Raw genomic sequence first — 15,682 nt, 5'->3', positions numbered from 1 at the left:
TGTGCTCGGCATCTTCACCACGGTGGTTCGGTCGGCTGCAGCGGCCAGTCATCGAACGGCCGGTTCCAGTCATCCGGTCCGTCTCCGGTCAGCGACTGGTTGGACAGCTTGGACTTCTGGGGCACGTCTGACGCGATAGGCATCTCGGCCGACTTCGGTTGGCTCGGTGGCAAGTCCGTAATGGGCTCCATCAGCGGCAGCAGTGTCTCTGCCTGTTGGCCGGGTGGACCGGAGCCGGGTACCAGTGAGAGTTCTGCCGGTTGAGGTGGGGGTTCCGCGACGGTGCCGTTTTCAACAAGCGGGGCCTGGGCGCGGGCGCCGGGCAGGGGTGTGCCGGCGAGTCGGTATCGGTTGCGGCGGGGTTTTTGGTCGGGGTCGATGTAGCGGGGCGGGATGAACCAGGGGATTCCGTCGCGGATTTCGATTATCCAGTTTTCGTCGTGCAGCAGGTGGTGGTGGTAGGAGCACAAAAGGCAACCGTTGTGAACTGATGTTGGGCCGTTGTGTTTCTCCCAGAATTTGATGTGGTGTGCTTCGGTCCAGGGGGCGGGCATGGTGCAGTCGGGGAAGGCGCAGCCTTTGTCGCGGGCGACGAGTGCGCGGCGTTGGGCGGGGGTGAACAGGCGTTGGGCGCGTCCGATGTCGAGGATTTCGCCTTTGCCGCCGAGGACGAGGGGGATGAGGTCGGCGTCGCAGGCGATTTTGCGGACGGTTTTGGGGCTGATCAGTCCGCCGAACACCGCGTCGGCGGAGGCGCCGATCTGGTCCACCAGGTCCTGGTAGTCCAGGTTGATCATGATTTGGGGGCGGTGGCCGCCGCTGGAGGGAAGTTTGTCCGTGGACAGGGCGATCTGGCAGGCGCCGACGAGGCCTTGCAGCAGTTTTTGCGGCCGGGTGGGTCCTTGCCATTGCTGTTCGGGCCCGGCCCCGGCCGTGTCGGCCGTGCCGCCCGGAGTGTCGGCGGCTGTTGCGGGGGCCGCCGGGGTGCCGTCTTCAGAAGCGAAGGTGGTCTTGACGCGCGGGTTGGTCGCGGCGTTCATGACGGTGACGAGGTATTCGAATTGTTCCGGGGTGGCGGCGATTTCCAGCCGGTGGAGGCCGTGGCGTTTGCCGCGGAGGAACACGCCTTGTTTCGCGCGGAGGATCTCATCGGTGGGTTCGAGTCCGTCCGGGTCCAGTACTGCTTCCCAGCGTTTGATGATTTCGCGCAGGCCGTCGATATCGGATTCGGTGGCCTGCTGGGTGAGCTGGTTTTCCATCGCGGCCAGGCCCGCGGGGGTTGCGGTGGGGCGGACGCGTTCGAGGGCGTCGCGGATGAGGGTTGCGGCCTGGCCGCTGATCTTTGAGGAGGTCAGTGCGGCGCCGAGGCGTTCGAGTTTCGGGGGTGCCTGTTCGCCGGTGATCAGGGTCGAGGGCATGGTGCTGGAACCTACGCGGAGGCGGCGTTTGGCTTCGCCGCGGCTGATCTTGAGTTTCTGGCGGAGGTATTCGGCGGCGTCCTTGTATTCGGGCTTTTTCGGTTTGCCGTCCTGACCGGTTCCCTGGACCGGGTCGGCCCAGGGGATGCGCTGGTCTGTTTCGCCTGTTTGGGCGATGTTCTGCTGTTCGACGGCGTGGGCGCCGATGACCTGGAGTTGCTCGACGGATTTGGAGATCTCTTCGATGCCGGCGACTGTGGCGGCGAGTTCCTTGGGGGATTGCAGGAGGCAGTCCTGCTGGAACCTGGCCGAAAAGTCCTGGAGGGCGGCCTGCACGGAAGCGAGGAAGCCCGCGGGCTCCTGATGCGCTTCGACCGGTGCGATTGCCATACCTCAACGCTATAGAACACGTCTTCGAGTAGCACGGGAAAAGCGCCAATGTGGAGGACTAGTGCCTTGTGTAGGAAGGAAGCGCGGGTCCGGCCGCCTGTGGAGGCGGCGTGGAGCGGGCCTTGGCCTAGGCGGAAGTTGCATTCCAGCCTAGGACCCAGCTTCGGTCAGGCCCGGCGGCGGCCGAACACCAGTGAGGCTACTGCAGTGCCTGCGGTGACCGTGTAGACGGCAGGCCAGGCACCCAGCTTCTTCGCTAGCGGGTGGGAGGCGCCAAACGCAGCCAGGTATACGCCGGTCAAAGCAGCGGCAGTCCCGGTGCCGGCGTCGCGCTTCCACAAAACGAAGGCTGCCGCACCTGCGGCGGCGAGCACGGCGCCGCCGAGCGGACGGTTCTTGGTGGCGCGGGCGGTTTGGAAGCCGCCGATCAATCCGGCGCTCGTGACCAGCGGGGTCAGCAGGGAACTCATGGAATCTCCTTAGTCTGGGGCGATGCCCTCTAGCCTATCTGGAGCATAGACTGCCCCTATCTAACGGAACTTTCCAAAGGACCCGATATGGGAACCGTCAGACGCCTTGCCGCAGATTTGACGCTTACCGACCTCGGCCGCGCCGTGAGTATCGTCGGCTTTAACCACGATGTCCATGCCGGAACGTTGTCCGGCTTCATTGTCCGCCGGACCAGGGATGTCGTGGATATTCATCTGGACGGCATCCCTGAGACGGTTGCCGTGTCGCATGAGGCGATAGTCCTGATCCTGGAGCCGGACAGCGAGAAGGGAACCGGACTCGGCGCGGAACAGGAAGCGGGCACGGGCGCGGAGCAGGGCTAATCGGACACCAAGGTTAGTCGACCGCTTCGCTGTTCCTGCCGGCGTCGTTGTTCTTGTCGCCGTATTGATGCTTCGCTTCCTCGGGGTTCACCGCGCGTTTGAGCAGGGCCGGGATCACCCACAACAGCACGAGCATGACCAGCACGACGCCGCCGCCCACGTAGATCGCCACCTGGTCGCCCGCCACGACGTCGAGAATGAAGGCGACGCAGCCGGTGGCCATCAGCCCGATACCGAGCACGGCGGACTTCACGATGCGGTGGCCGTGCGCCACGGTGGAGTCCTTCACATGCAGGCCGAAAAGCTTGCGGTGGATGGCCACGGGCGTGATAATGACGCAGGTCAGCAGGCCGGAAAATGTCAGCAGCGCGACGTACAGGCCCACCTGATAAGGCGCCAGTTCCTCGAACCGCGCCTGGAACGGCAGGGTCATGAGGAAGGCGGTGATGATCTGTGCGCCGGTCTGCATCACGCGCAGTTCCTGCAGCAGGTCGTTCCAGTTGCGGTCGAGTTTCTCCTCGAACGTCTCCCGACGGCCCACCGAATCTTCGTACACCTGATCGTCGGTTGCCATCCTTCAAACTTACCGCCAAAGTACGACGGCGGCAGGGTAAGTTCCAGCGAGGCTTACCATTGGCGTTATGCCACGTTCTGATTCCGACGGTTCATCCACGCCTGCAGGTTCCCCAGCCTCTGCCGGGGACGCCGCGAAACCCGTGCAGCCTGTTGCCGAGTTCAAGGCCGGCCAGGTGCCTCCCGGCGCCGACTACCCCGGCCGGGAGCTCATGCTGCTGTTGCAGAGCTTCACCACGGAGACTGACCGCTACATCGATACGATGGGCCGCCGTTACGGCATGCACCGGACGGACCTGAACGCTCTGACTATTGTGATCGACGCGCAGCGAGAGGGCCGGACGATCACGCCGGGGGTCCTTGGTGCGAAACTGTCACTGAGTTCGGCCGCGACGACGGCGCTGGTGGACCGGCTGGGCAAGGTAGGGCACATGGTCCGTGCGCGCAGCGAAACGGACCGCCGGCAGGTGCAGCTGGAAATCACGGACAGCGCCCGCACCACCGGGGCCGAGATCTTCTCGCCCATGGTCGAAGAACTCATTAAGGTGGTTGCGCGGCATTCGGCCGAGGAAGTTGAACTGCTCTCCACGTTCATGGCCGAGCTGCGGGATGCGATGATCCGCGCCCGCGAACAAGGCGTGGATCGGGATCGGACGGCGGGTCAGGAGCGGAACAGTGCCGGCTCGGCAGCAGCAAGCAATGGCAGCTGAAGCACCAGCCAGGGGCTGAAGGCCCACGGCGCAGCGTCCACGGCCCGGAACAGGGCGGCCGGATCCGTCCAGCGCCACTCGCAGACCTCCGCCGGCGCTGGCTGCGGATCGGTTTCCAAGATGGCCGTGTAGACAGGGCAGATTTCGTTCTCCATCACACCGGAGGCGTCCAGTGCGCGGTAGCGGAAATCCGGCAGGACCGGCTGCAGTCCGGAAACGGCGATCCCCAGTTCCTGCGGTGCGCGCCGGCTGACGGCTTCCTCCGTGGTCTCACCCGGGGCAGGGTGGCCGCAGAAGGAGTTTGTCCACACGCCGGGCCAGGTCTGTTTTGTCAGGGCCCGCCTGGTCACCAGGATTTGCCCGTCCTGATTGAAGAGGTGGCAGGAGAATGCGAGGTGCAGTGGCGTGGCCGCGGTGTGCACCTTGGACTTGTCGGCGGCACCGATGGCGGCGCCGTCGTTGTCCACCAGGACAACATTCTCAATGCTCGAGTCGCTGGAGTGGACGCTGTTCATAAAATCAATCCTGCCATGTTTCTCGATTACCGAGAGATAATCATGTTTACTATTCCGTATGACGATCCCGATGGAACGCCAGGCGGCGCCGGCCTCCCGCTCCGAAGAGCACCACAATCGTACTGAGCGTGTGTTGGAACAGTACTTTGACGGAGCGCGCCGCCAAGCCGGAGCCATGGGAACAGCATATGGCGAATTGTGGGACGTATTGCGCCGCGGCACCCAGGGCGGCAAGCGGCTGCGGCCGGAGCTGGTGTTCACCGCCTACAGCGGGCTGGGCGGCACCGACTTTGTCGCCGTGGCACCGGTAGCAGCGGCCTTCGAACTGCTGCACACCGCCTTGATCCTGCACGACGACGTTATCGACCGCGACTTCAAGCGCCGCGGCGTGAAAAATCTTGCCGGCGAATTCCGCGATCGCGCTGCCCGCCAGGGGTTTCCGGCGGATCAGGCCGAACACCGTGGCCAGTCCGCTGCCATCATCGCCGGTGACCTTGCCCTGACCGGTGCTTACCGGCTGATTGCCGGGGCAGAGCTGGCCGGCGAGCTGCGGTTTAGACTGCTGGAAGAACTGGATGCCGCAGTCTTCGCCTCCGCCGGTGGTGAGTTGCTGGACATGGAGTTTGCCGGCGCGCCGCAGCTGCCCACGCTGCCGGAGGTGATGACGATGTCGCGGCTGAAGACCGCCGCGTACTCGTTCGAAGCGCCGCTGCGCACCGGTGCCATCCTGGCCGGCGCCGACCTGCCGGCCGTGGAGACCGTCGGAACGGTGGGCCGGTTCATGGGGACGGCTTATCAGCTCGTCGATGATCTGCTGGGGACCTTCGGCGACGAATCCCTTACGGGCAAGACCACGATGGGCGATCTGGCGGAGGCCAAGTCCACGCCGCTGATGGTCTACGCCCGGAACACGCCGGAGTGGCCCCGGATCGCGGCTCTGCTGGACCAGGGGATCCGCACACCCGGGCAGGCGGATGAGGTCCGCCGGTGGCTGGAGCGCTGCGGCGCACGAGCCTACGTTGAAGACCTGACTGAGTGCTACACCGCCCGTGCCCGTGCCGCCTTGGAAGATTCACAGCTGCCGCCGCAGCTGCTTATCAAGCTCGACGGCGTCCTCAACCGTGCCGTCCAAAGGAGACGATGATGGATAACCAGGCGCAGGCGGGACTGTACGCTTCCGTCGCCCAGGAGGCCGCCGCCGTCGTTATCCGGCGCTATTCCACCTCATTCTCGCTGGCGACGCGGCTGCTGGAAAGGCCCGTCCGCCGCCATGTGGAAAACATCTACGCGCTGGTCCGGATCGCCGATGAGTGCGTAGATGGGGCCTGTGCGGGAGCCGGGTCCTCACCGGAGGCCATCCGCAGCTGTTTGGACAAGCTCGAGCAGGAAACCCTGGACGCCGTGGCCGGTTGCTACAGCTCCAATCTGGTGGTCCACGCCTTCTCGATCACTGCGCGTCAAGTGGGAATCGGGGCGGAGTTGATCCGCCCGTTCTTTGCCTCCATGCGCGCGGATCTGGAGCAGACCGGGCACACCCGCGACAGCTTCGAAGCGTATATCTACGGCTCGGCCGAGGTCGTGGGGCTCATGTGCGTGCGGGCCTTCCTGCTCGGCAGCCCCGTTGATGCGGAGCATATGGCAAGGCTCGACGGCGGTGCCCGCCACTTGGGTGCCGCGTTCCAGAAGGTGAATTTCCTGCGCGATCTCTCCGATGATTACCAGGATCTGGGCCGGAGTTACTTCCCCGACGTCACAGTCGACGAGTTCAGCGACGCCCAGAAGGATGCCTTGCTGGCCGACATCGAAGCGGATCTGGCAGCTGCTGCAGCGGTCATTCCGGAGTTGCCCGCCGGCAGCCGGACTGCCGTCGCTGCCGTGCACGCTTTGTTCGCCGAGTTGGCCAGGCGGCTGCGCGCCGTCCCGGCCCGGGAGCTGCTGGCGCGCCGCGTGCGCGTGCCTGACGCGGTCAAGCTGCGGCTGGTTGCCGCCGCCTGGTACTCACAGCAAGGACGCTCCGGCGCTTGGAAGCTGCGGCCGGTGCCTGTGCTGGCCGCGCTGCACAGGAGCAGCCGGTGAACGGCGGACAACGGAAGCCGCCCGGACCGGAAGTGGCTCCGGGCAGCAGGATCACCGTCATCGGCGCCGGACTCGCCGGTTTGGCCTCGGCCGCGTTGCTGGCGCGCGACGGATACCGGGTCACCGTCCTGGAGAAACAGCCCGACGTGGGCGGACGGGCCGGCACTTGGCAACAGGACGGCTACCGCTTCGACACCGGGCCCTCCTGGTACCTGATGCCGGAAGTTTTCGACCACTTCTTCAAGCTGCTGGGCACCTCGTCCGCGGAACAGCTGGACTTGAGCGTCCTGGACCCCGGCTACCGGGTGTTTTTCGAAGGCCGCGACCAGTCCGTGGACATGCGGCAGGACCGCGGCCTGAACGAGAAGACGTTTGAACAGCTCGAGCCGGGAGCGGGCAGGAAGCTCAGCGCCTACCTGGACTCGGCCCAGGAGACCTACGAGCTGGCGAAGAAGTACTTCCTCTACACCTCCTTCGCCTCCTTTAGGCCGCTGTTGACCCGCGAAGTCCTGCGCGGCGGGCCGAAGCTGGCCCGGCTGCTGCTGGAACCCCTGGATAGGTTTGCCGCCCGGTATGTGCAGGACGAGAGGCTCCGCCAGATTCTGGGCTATCCCGCGGTGTTCCTCGGGTCGGCACCGAAGCTGACGCCCAGCATGTATCACTTGATGAGCCACCTGGACCTGGATGACGGCGTACTCTACCCGCAGGGCGGCTTCGGCCGCATCATCGAGGCGGTCCATCAGTTGGCCGAAGCCGCGGGAGCCAGCATCCTTACGGGCGCCGAGGTGACGGACATCCTGACCGAAAGCCGCCCGGGCGGAAAGCCGCGGGCCTTCGGCGTCCGTTACCGCGACCAGCAGGGGGCAACCCACACGTTGGCCACGGACGCCGTGGTTTCCGCCGCGGATCTGCACCACACTGAAACACAACTCCTGCCCAACGCCCTGCAGACCTACCCCGAACAGTACTGGCGCCGACGGGTCGCCGGTCCCGGGGCCGTGCTGGTCATGCTGGGTGTGGAGGGAAAGATCCCGCAGCTCGAACACCACTCGCTGCTCTTCACCAAGGACTGGGACACCAACTTCGATGCCATCTTCGGCAGGCAGACGAGGGTGCCGGAGCCGGCGTCGATCTATGTCTGCAAGCCCAGCGCCACCGACCCGATGGTGGCGCCGGCGGGCCACGAGAACCTGTTCATCCTCGTACCGGTACCGCCTGACCCCGGCCTCGGTGCCGGCGGGATCAACGGCGCGGGCGATGAACGGATCGAGGCGATCGCCGACGTCGTTATCGAACAGCTCGCCACGTGGGCCGGAATCGAGAACCTCGCCGGTCGCATCCGCCTCCGCCGCACGGTGGGCCCGGCGGACTTCGCGGCCGACTACAACTCCTGGCGCGGCGGCGTGCTGGGCCCGGCGCATGTGCTCAAGCAAAGCGCCTTCCTGCGCGGACGCAACAAGAGCCGCAAGGTGGACGGCCTCTACTACGCCGGCGGCACCACCATCCCCGGCATCGGCTTGCCCATGTGCCTGATCAGCGCGGAAATCCTGCTCAAACGCCTGCGCGGAGACATAACGACGACGGCGCTGGCCGAACCGCTGCTGCCTTCCGTTAATGCGGGGTCGGGAGCCGTGAGTTGACCGGTTTCATCTATCTGGGCGCGCTGCTGTTCTCGCTGGCCGGCATGGTCATCCTGGACTGGCGGCTCAAGTTGTTCGTGCGGGTTGCCCCGCTGCGGGCCGGCCTGGTGCTGCTGACCGGTCTCGTGTTTTTCCTGGCCTGGGATCTGAGCGGCATCGCGCTGGGCATCTTCTACCGCGGACAAACACAGATCATGTCCGGCATCCTGCTGGCGCCCGAATTGCCGCTGGAGGAAGGAGTCTTCCTGCTGTTCCTGTGCTACCTGACCATGAACCTGTTCCTGTTGTTCAGCCGGAGACTCCGGACCGGCTCGTTCCTGCCGACGGGACAAGCGGTCCGGCGTGGGGAATCCCATGGGGAAACCAATGGGAAAACGCGTGGCGAAAAGGCAGGCTCCCGATGACGTACCTGCTGCTCAACCTCGGCTTCCTGGCCGTCGCCGCAGCTGCCGCTCTCGTGGCGGCTCTGGTCCACCGCGGCCGGCAAGCAGCGAGCCAGCGTCCGGCGAGCCGACCGCGGAAGGTGATTGCCGCCGTCGTACTTAGTTTTGTGGCGCTGGGCGTGCTGACCGCGGTGTTCGACAACCTGATGATCGCCTCCGGGCTGTTCGAGTACAGTGCGGAGCATACGTCCGGGTGGCGGATCGGGCTCGCGCCGCTGGAGGACTTTGCCTATGTGCTGGCCGCGGCCGTGCTGCTGCCCGCGGTGTGGACTTTGCTGCCGGCAGGGAAGGGAACGCGCGATGAATGACGTCAAGCCCGCCTCCGTGCTGCGCAATCTGTTTGTGTCCTCGCGGCCGGTCTCGTGGGTCAACACGGCCTACCCGTTCGCCGCGGCCTACCTGCTCACCGCCCAGACGCTGGACCTGCCGCTGGTGCTGGGCACGCTGTTCTTCCTGATCCCGTACAACTTGATGATGTACGGCATCAACGATGTCTTTGACTACGAGTCCGATGTGCTCAACCCGCGCAAGGGCGGGGCCGAGGGCGCGGTGCTGGATAGGACCTTGCACCGCATCACGCTGCGGGCTGCCTTGCTGCTGCCGCTGCCGTTCGTGCTGTACCTGCTGGCGGTGGGGACGTGGCTGTCCGCGGGGGTGCTGGCGCTGAGCCTGTTCGCCGTGGTGGCCTACAGCGCGCCCGGGCTGCGGTTCAAGGAGCGCCCGTTCGTGGACTCGATGACCTCCAGCTTCCACTTTGTCAGTCCGGCGCTGTTCGGGCTGGTGCTGGCGGGGGCCGATTTTACCGGCGGACTGTGGGCGCTGCTGGGTGCTTTCTTCCTGTGGGGGATGGCGAGCCAGGCTTTCGGTGCTGTGCAGGACATCATCGCGGACCGGCAGGGCGGTGTCGGTTCGGTCGGGACCGTGCTCGGGGCCGCGGCGACGGTTAAGTATGCGCTCGCCGCTTACGCGCTGGCCGGGCTGCTGATGCTCTTCACTGGTTGGCCGGGCATGCTCGGGGCGCTGTTGGCCGTACCGTACCTGGCCAACATCTGGCCGTTCAGGAAACTGGACGACAACGACGCCGAACGCAGCAACGCGGGCTGGAAGCGCTTTCTCTGGCTGAACTACGTGACCGGGTTCCTCGTGACCATGCTGCTGCTCTGGTACGCCGCCGCCCGCTGAATGATCTTGCGCGCCATGGACGGGAAGATCAGCCCGTGGAACGGTAGCACCAGCCACCAGTAGAGCTTGCCGGACAGGCCACGTGGGAAATAGATGGCGCGCTGGCGGTAGATGGTGCCGGTGCCGTCTGCCAGCGCGGAGAGTTCCAGCCACGCCTCGCCCGGCACCCGCATCTCGGCGCGCAGCCGCAGCACCTTGCCCGCGGGCGAGTCCTCGATGGCTTCCACCCGCCACCAGTCCACGGCATCGCCCACGACCAGCCGGTCGGCATGCCGCCGTCCGCGGTTGTGCCCGGCGCCGCCCACCAGCTTGTCCAGCACGCCGCGGATCGCCCAGGCGGCCGGCCAGGAGTACCACCCGTTGGCCCCGCCGATGCCTTCGATCACGCGCCACACGTGCTCCGGCGCCACATCGGTGCTGCGCGTGCGCTCGTCCACGAAGACCGTCTGCCCGGCCCACTCGGGGTCGCTGGGCAGCGGATCCGAGGGCGGCGCCTGCGAGGCGTTGGTCCAGCTGGTCTCCACCTCGCCGCTGGCCATCTTGCCCAGCGCCAGCTGAACGGCCGAGCGGTAGCCGGTCAGTCCGCCGTCGGGCTTTGGAATGTAGTTGTCGATCTCGTGCTCGGCGGCGACGGCGTCGTGCTGGAGGGACTCCACCAGCGGCACGGCCATGGAGTGCGGGATCGGCGTGGTCAGCGCCACCCACCAGCCGGCCAGCTTCGGCGCCGGGATGGGCAGCGAGTAGACCCGCCGCCGGGACAGCTGAGCCTGATGCGCGTAGCCGTACATGATGCCCGCATAGGTCAGCACCTCGCGGGATCCGATGTCGAAGGTGCGGTTCAGGCCCGCCGGCAGCTGCGGCGCGTGGACAAGGTAGTGCAGCACGTCGCGGATGGCGATCGGCTCAATTTTCCGCCGCACCCAGCTCGGCGCCGGCATGACGGGCAGGTTCTCGGTCAGGTGGCGGATCATCTCGAAGGACGCGGAGCCGGAACCGATAACGACGCCGGCCTGGAACACCACCGCGGGCACGTCGCCTTCCAGCAACACTCGTCCGACGGCGGTGCGCGAACGCATGTGCCGCGAGAGTTCAACGCCCTCCGGATGCAGCCCGCCCAGGTAGACAATCCGCTGGACGTCAGCGCGGGCAGCCGCCTCCGCCACGGTCCGGGCCATCTCGAGTTCTTTGCGCTCGAAACCCTCGCCGGAGCCCATCGAATGGACCAGGTAGAAGAAGGTCTCAACGCCGTCGCACACCCGCGCCACGGCAACGGCGTCCCCGAGGTCGCCTTCGACGATCTCCACCTGGTCATGCCACGGGACCCCCCTGAGCTTCGCGGGGGAGCGCACCAGCACGCGGACTTGGTAGCCCGCGTCGAGCAGCCGCGGGACCAGCCGCCCGCCGATATAGCCGGTGGCGCCGGTTACCAGTACCCGTTGTTTCATGCGGAGCGTCTCCTTCGTGTCGCGGCCAGCCGTGCCTGCCAGCGTTGGGCGGGTGCTTGGTCTGCCCAGTGTACGGACAGGGTATACAGGGCCCGCCGGAACCGCAGCCTCAGGCTGGCGGCGCTGGCAATGGCCCGCGGGGACATCCCAGTGGTCAGCCGCCGGTCGAAGCGGATCCTGCGCAGCGGCCCAAGGTGGAAGCTCAGGCACAGATCGTCGTGGAGCTCGGGGTCCTGCCGGTGGATCTGGTCCCTGATTTCCAGCCAGCACGACCTGCGCAAAGCCATGTTGGAACCGAACAGCGGCCAATGGCCCAGCGCCGCGCCGGTGGCCAGATAGTAGGAGCGCAGATAAAGGAAGGAAAGTACGACGGCGGCGGGCCGGGGGAGTGCGAAGGTTCCGTTTCCGGTCAGTGCTGCCAGTTCCGGTTCACGGGCGAAGGCTGCCGTAATCCGCCGCAGCCAGTCCTGCGGGAGGACCGAGTCGGCGTCGCACCGGGCGATGATGTCACCGGTGGCGGCGTCGTAACCGGCCGAGGCCGCGGCGGGAATCCCCGGTGTCGGCTCCTTGATGACCCGTGCGCCAAAGCGGGCGGCGACCTCGGTGCTGTTATCAGTGCAGCCGTTGTCCACCACGATGACCTCATCCGGAGGGTCCAGTTGGCCGGCGAGCGAGCGCAGGCATACCTCCAACGGCCCCGCGTCATTGAGGCAGGGGATCACTACCGAAACGCCGGAGCCCATCAGCCGTCCTTGTCCCGGCGCAGGGCCTGGTACGCCTCGAGCGCCGCCTGCCGGGATTCCTTCACGTCCACGATCGGCTCCGGGTAGTCCGGGCCGGCGTATTCCGGCACCCAGCGGGAGACGTAGCGGGCGTCCGGATCGAACTTGGCCTGCTGGGTCAGCGGGTTGAAAATCCGGAAGAACGGCGCCGCGTCCGCTCCGGAGCCGGCCACCCACTGCCAGCTGGCCGGGTTGTTCGCGGGATCGGCGTCAACCAGCGTGTCCCAGAACCACTGCTCACCGACCCGCCAGTCGATGCCCAGGTTCTTAATGAGGAAGCTGGCCGAGACCATCCGGACCCGGTTGTGCATCCAGCCAGTGCTCCACAGCTCGCGCTGGCCGGCGTCCACGAGCGGGACCCCGGTCCGGCCGCGCTGCCAGGCACGGACCCGTGCGGCGGGTGAGGCGCCGTCGTCGTTGTTCCGCTTGCGCTGCCCGGGCCGCTGCCAGGGGAAGGCATCGAATTCCGGACGCAGGTTCCGCTCCGCCAGCAGCGGCTGGTGGTAGAGCTGGTGCCAGCAGAACTCCCGCCAGCCCAGCTCACCGAGGTAGGTGCGGATGGCCTCGCCATTCGTCGCGGTGCGGCGGGCAGCCACTGCGTGCCAAATCTGGAACGGGCTGAGGTGGCCCCAGCGCAAATACGGGGAGAGCCGGCTGGTGCCTTGGGCAGCGGGGCGGTCGCGACCCTGCGGATAGTCCGCCAGTGTCTCGTCGATGAAGTCTTCCAGCAGCTCATGGCCGGCCACCGCTCCCGGCGTCCAGGTTTCACGCAGGCCGCCGGCCCAATCGGGCAACCGGGGCAGCAGCTTCCAGCTGTCCAGGTTCTCGGACTCCGGCAGGTGACCGCGGTAGCGCTGTCCGGGCTCCGGGGCGTCAAGCGGCTTGCGGAAGTCCAGCTCGGAAACCGTCTTCCAGAACGGCGTGAAGACCTTGTACGGGTTGCCCTGGCCGGTGCGGATCCGCCACGGTTCGTGCAGCAGCGAGGCCTGGAAGCTCTCCGCGTGGAGGCCGGTCGCCCCGGCCTTCTGCTTGACCTCGGCGTCGATCTGGCGCTCGGAGCCGCCGTAGCGCCGGTTCCAATAGACGGCTCCGGCGGCCAGTGCCTCCGCGACCTCGCCGACGATCCCGGCGGCCGGTCCACGGCGCAGCAACAGCGGAATGCCGAGCTTGTCCAGCTCCAGGCGCAGGTCCTCCAGTGCGTGGTGCAGCCACCAGCGGGCCGCGCCCCCGAGCGGCCGAATGCCTGGGCCCTCCTCGTCCAGCACGTACAGCGCCACCGCAGGCGAGTCCGCCACGGCAGCCAGCAGTGCCGGATTGTCCCGGACGCGCAGATCGTCGCGGAACCAGACCCGCGACGTCGTCATGGGAAGTTCCTTCCGGAGATCCCGCCCACGGAGGCAGACCCTTGGGGCGGGACAGACAGTGGGCTTATCTCTCGATTATCGAAATTGTTATGATCGAGTTAAGCACACCGGGGAACCCGCCGCCAAGCAGGAGGAGTTATGAAAACAACAACGCGAGGCCAAACGGGTCTGGCCATTCCGGTGCTAGTGCTGGTCAGCGGGCTGGTGGCTATCGCAGGCGCTTTTTTGGGCAGCGGCGCGATTGTCGGCACGCCCATTCAGGACGCCGCCGGAGGGTGGCTCTCGGCCGATTCCACGCCGCTGGCACCGGCTTCCCCGGCCTTCCGGATCTGGTCGGTGATCTATCTGGGCTTGTTTGCCTATTCCATCTGGCAGTTGCTGCCGGCCCAACGCCGCTCAGACCGCCACCGGGTGCTGCGACCTTGGGCCGCCGCCGCAATGCTGCTGAATGCGGCGTGGATCTGGGTCGTGCAGGCCGGCTGGCTGGCTGCGAGCCTGTTGGTGATCGTGGTCCTGCTGGCGGTCCTGATCCGCATACTGTTCATCCTGATGCACACCCGGGCAGAGAATGCCGCGGACGCAATCATTACCGATGGCACCTTCGGCCTCTATCTGGGCTGGATTACGGTGGCGACGATAGCGAACACCGCGGCGGTGCTCGGCGCGGCCGGCTTCTCCGGCTTCGGTCTGTCCGTACCCTTGCTGGCTTCCGTTGTCCTCGCGGTGGCTGCCGTTATCGGCGTAGTGCAGGCCTGGCGGACCGGAGGCCGGATTGCTCCGGCGCTCGCCCTCGCGTGGGGCTTGGCCTGGATCGCCGTCGGCAGGGTGGACGGCGGGCTGGAGTCCACCGGCACAGCCATCGCCGCAGCGATCTGCTCGGCTGCAGTACTGCTGGCCGCCGTCGTGCTTTGGCTGAAGTCCCGACGGCCACGCGCTAAGCTTGCTGACTAGTTCCGGACAGTTGGCCGGGCGAGGCAGAAAGAAGCCCAACCGTGTTCGAAGGCCCCAGCATTCTGTTCTTCGAGGCAGGCCTCGCGGTCTTCGCCGCGGCGATCCTGCCCAAACTCCTGCGCAACATGCCGCTCTCCATGCCGATGGTCTTCCTCGGTGCCGGCATTCTCGCTTTCACCGTGCTCCGGAACCTGCCGGACCCGGACCCGGTCAAGTACGCCGAGTTCACCACGCATCTGACCGAAATCTGCGTCATCATCTCGCTCATGGGTGCCGGGCTGGCGCTGGACCGGCCGTTCCGCTGGCGGGAATGGTCCACTACCTGGCGCATGCTGGGGATCGTCATGCCGCTGTGCATCCTGGTGATGACGCTGCTGGGGCTCTGGGTGCTGGGCCTCGGGTTGGCCGGCGCCATCCTCATTGCGGCGGCGCTCGCGCCCACCGATCCGGTGCTGGCCTCCGAGGTACAGGTGGGGGAGCCGGCCGACGCAGAAACGGACGCCAACGAGGACGAGGTCCGCTTCGGCCTGACCTCGGAAGCGGGCCTCAATGACGGGCTCGCCTTCCCCTTTGTCTATCTGGCCATCGTGATGAGCCTGGTCGGAACGGCTCCGGAAGCCTGGTTCCCGCAATGGTTCGCCGTCGACGTCGTGTGGCGGATCGGCGTCGGCGTGCTGCTCGGGTTCGGCACGGGCAAGCTCCTGAGCCGGATTTTCTTTGCGGCACGGTACAAGAGCCTGCGGCTGTCCGACCATTCCGAAGGCTTCGTGGCGCTGGCTGCCACCTTCCTGGCTTACGGCATGGCCGAGATGGTGGAGGGCTACGGCTTCATCGCGGTGTTCGTCTGCGCCGTCACCATCCGTTCGGCGGAGCACACCCACGGGTACCACAAGGTGCTGCACAGCTACGTGGAGCAGCTCGAACGGTTGATGACCGTGGTCATCCTGGTGCTCCTTGGCGGCGCCATCGCCCGCGGCCTGCTGGCAGGAATCGGCTGGATCGAGGTGCTGGTGGCGCTGGCGTTCCTGCTGCTGGTCCGTCCGCTGGCCGGGTGGCTGGCGCTGATCGGCGGCAGGACAGGACCGCGCGAACGCCTTGCCATCGCCTACTTCGGAATCCGCGGGATCGGCTCGCTCTACTATCTGGGGTACGCCCTCAGCCATGGCGAGTTCGACGCCGAAGCGCGCGAACTGTGGGCCGTCGTCGGGCTGGTGGTGGCGATGTCCATCGTCCTGCACGGCGCCACCACCGCTCCCTTGATGAACCGGCTGGATGCCCTGCGCAAGAAGGAAGCACTCCGGCAGTTCGGCGACGAAAACCAGGCACCCAACACCGCGGTGTGACAAATAACGACGGCGCC

At 66.5% G+C, this 15,682-nt stretch carries 17 protein-coding genes; 10 read left to right on the top strand and 7 right to left on the bottom strand.

Annotated features, from left to right (window positions below):
* Positions 1-14: 14 nt before the first annotated feature.
* A complete protein-coding gene (locus tag HGO92_RS03105) occupies positions 15-1,808 on the bottom strand; it encodes a DUF222 domain-containing protein (protein WP_169991709.1) in 1,794 nt (597 codons plus the stop codon).
* A 167-nt stretch (positions 1,809-1,975) separates the two neighbouring features.
* On the bottom strand, positions 1,976-2,278 hold the full coding sequence (locus HGO92_RS03100; protein ID WP_169991707.1) for a hypothetical protein: 303 nt from the start codon (positions 2,276-2,278) through the stop codon (positions 1,976-1,978).
* An 87-nt stretch (positions 2,279-2,365) separates the two neighbouring features.
* Between HGO92_RS03100 and HGO92_RS03095 the strand changes: the two genes are divergently transcribed.
* Positions 2,366-2,641, top strand: coding sequence for a hypothetical protein (locus HGO92_RS03095; protein WP_169991705.1), 276 nt, complete (start codon positions 2,366-2,368; stop codon positions 2,639-2,641).
* Positions 2,642-2,654: 13 nt separating this feature from the next.
* Here HGO92_RS03095 and HGO92_RS03090 read toward each other — a convergent pair whose 3' ends face one another.
* The gene (locus tag HGO92_RS03090; RefSeq protein ID WP_205834104.1) at positions 2,655-3,215 is read right to left on the bottom strand and encodes a DUF6328 family protein; all 561 of its coding nucleotides are present in this window, start codon (positions 3,213-3,215) and stop codon (positions 2,655-2,657) included.
* A 67-nt stretch (positions 3,216-3,282) separates the two neighbouring features.
* Between HGO92_RS03090 and HGO92_RS03085 the strand changes: the two genes are divergently transcribed.
* On the top strand, positions 3,283-3,924 hold the full coding sequence (locus tag HGO92_RS03085; protein WP_205834103.1) for a MarR family winged helix-turn-helix transcriptional regulator: 642 nt from the start codon (positions 3,283-3,285) through the stop codon (positions 3,922-3,924).
* Here HGO92_RS03085 and idi read toward each other — a convergent pair.
* A complete protein-coding gene (gene idi / locus HGO92_RS03080) occupies positions 3,876-4,439 on the bottom strand; it encodes an isopentenyl-diphosphate Delta-isomerase (protein WP_169991703.1) in 564 nt (187 codons plus the stop codon). The genes HGO92_RS03085 and idi overlap by 49 nt on opposite strands.
* Before the next feature lie 58 nt (positions 4,440-4,497).
* Between idi and HGO92_RS03075 the strand changes: the two genes are divergently transcribed.
* Genes HGO92_RS03075 through HGO92_RS03050 form a run of 6 tightly spaced genes read left to right on the top strand, consistent with a single transcriptional unit; the run spans position 4,498 to position 9,780 of the window.
* Complete coding sequence (locus HGO92_RS03075; RefSeq protein ID WP_240974344.1) at positions 4,498-5,583, top strand: polyprenyl synthetase family protein; 1,086 nt, start codon at positions 4,498-4,500, stop codon at positions 5,581-5,583.
* Positions 5,580-6,515 carry a phytoene/squalene synthase family protein gene (locus HGO92_RS03070; protein ID WP_240974343.1) on the top strand — a complete coding sequence of 312 codons (936 nt, stop codon included), beginning with the start codon at positions 5,580-5,582 and terminating at the stop codon, positions 6,513-6,515. The genes HGO92_RS03075 and HGO92_RS03070 overlap by 4 nt, the downstream gene beginning before the upstream one ends.
* Positions 6,512-8,155 carry a phytoene desaturase family protein gene (gene crtI / locus HGO92_RS03065; RefSeq protein ID WP_346768828.1) on the top strand — a complete coding sequence of 548 codons (1,644 nt, stop codon included), beginning with the start codon at positions 6,512-6,514 and terminating at the stop codon, positions 8,153-8,155. Before HGO92_RS03070 ends, crtI begins: the two co-directional genes overlap by 4 nt.
* Entirely contained in the window at positions 8,152-8,559 is a 408-nt protein-coding gene (locus tag HGO92_RS03060; RefSeq protein WP_169991701.1) for a lycopene cyclase domain-containing protein, read from the top strand. Before crtI ends, HGO92_RS03060 begins: the two co-directional genes overlap by 4 nt.
* Positions 8,556-8,906: a lycopene cyclase domain-containing protein gene (locus HGO92_RS03055; protein ID WP_169991699.1), complete on the top strand. Its 351-nt coding sequence runs from the start codon at positions 8,556-8,558 to the stop codon at positions 8,904-8,906. Before HGO92_RS03060 ends, HGO92_RS03055 begins: the two co-directional genes overlap by 4 nt.
* Positions 8,899-9,780: a prenyltransferase gene (locus HGO92_RS03050; protein ID WP_169991698.1), complete on the top strand. Its 882-nt coding sequence runs from the start codon at positions 8,899-8,901 to the stop codon at positions 9,778-9,780. Before HGO92_RS03055 ends, HGO92_RS03050 begins: the two co-directional genes overlap by 8 nt.
* Here the strand turns inward: HGO92_RS03050 and HGO92_RS03045 are convergent.
* From HGO92_RS03045 to HGO92_RS03035, 3 genes are read right to left on the bottom strand one after another with little or no spacing between them, the layout of a single operon-like run.
* Positions 9,723-11,225, bottom strand: coding sequence for an SDR family oxidoreductase (locus HGO92_RS03045; RefSeq protein ID WP_169991696.1), 1,503 nt, complete (start codon positions 11,223-11,225; stop codon positions 9,723-9,725). The genes HGO92_RS03050 and HGO92_RS03045 overlap by 58 nt on opposite strands.
* Entirely contained in the window at positions 11,222-11,968 is a 747-nt protein-coding gene (locus HGO92_RS03040) for a glycosyltransferase family 2 protein (protein WP_169991694.1), read from the bottom strand. Before HGO92_RS03040 ends, HGO92_RS03045 begins: the two co-directional genes overlap by 4 nt.
* Positions 11,968-13,371 (bottom strand): cryptochrome/photolyase family protein, encoded by a 1,404-nt coding sequence (locus HGO92_RS03035; RefSeq protein WP_169991693.1) that lies wholly within the window; start codon positions 13,369-13,371, stop codon positions 11,968-11,970. Before HGO92_RS03035 ends, HGO92_RS03040 begins: the two co-directional genes overlap by 1 nt.
* 138 nt (positions 13,372-13,509) lie before the next feature.
* On the opposite strand from HGO92_RS03035, the gene HGO92_RS03030 reads away from it, so the two are divergent.
* Complete coding sequence (locus tag HGO92_RS03030; RefSeq protein ID WP_205834101.1) at positions 13,510-14,322, top strand: TspO-related membrane protein; 813 nt, start codon at positions 13,510-13,512, stop codon at positions 14,320-14,322.
* A 41-nt stretch (positions 14,323-14,363) separates the two neighbouring features.
* Entirely contained in the window at positions 14,364-15,665 is a 1,302-nt protein-coding gene (locus tag HGO92_RS03025; RefSeq protein ID WP_169991691.1) for a cation:proton antiporter domain-containing protein, read from the top strand.
* Positions 15,666-15,682: the final 17 nt, after the last annotated feature.

It is taken from the genome of Crystallibacter degradans, assembly GCF_012952295.1.
GTDB lineage: Bacteria > Actinomycetota > Actinomycetes > Actinomycetales > Micrococcaceae > Crystallibacter > Crystallibacter degradans.
The sequence above is the reverse complement of the archived record's forward strand: the minus strand, read 5'-3'. Positions and strand labels throughout refer to the sequence as shown.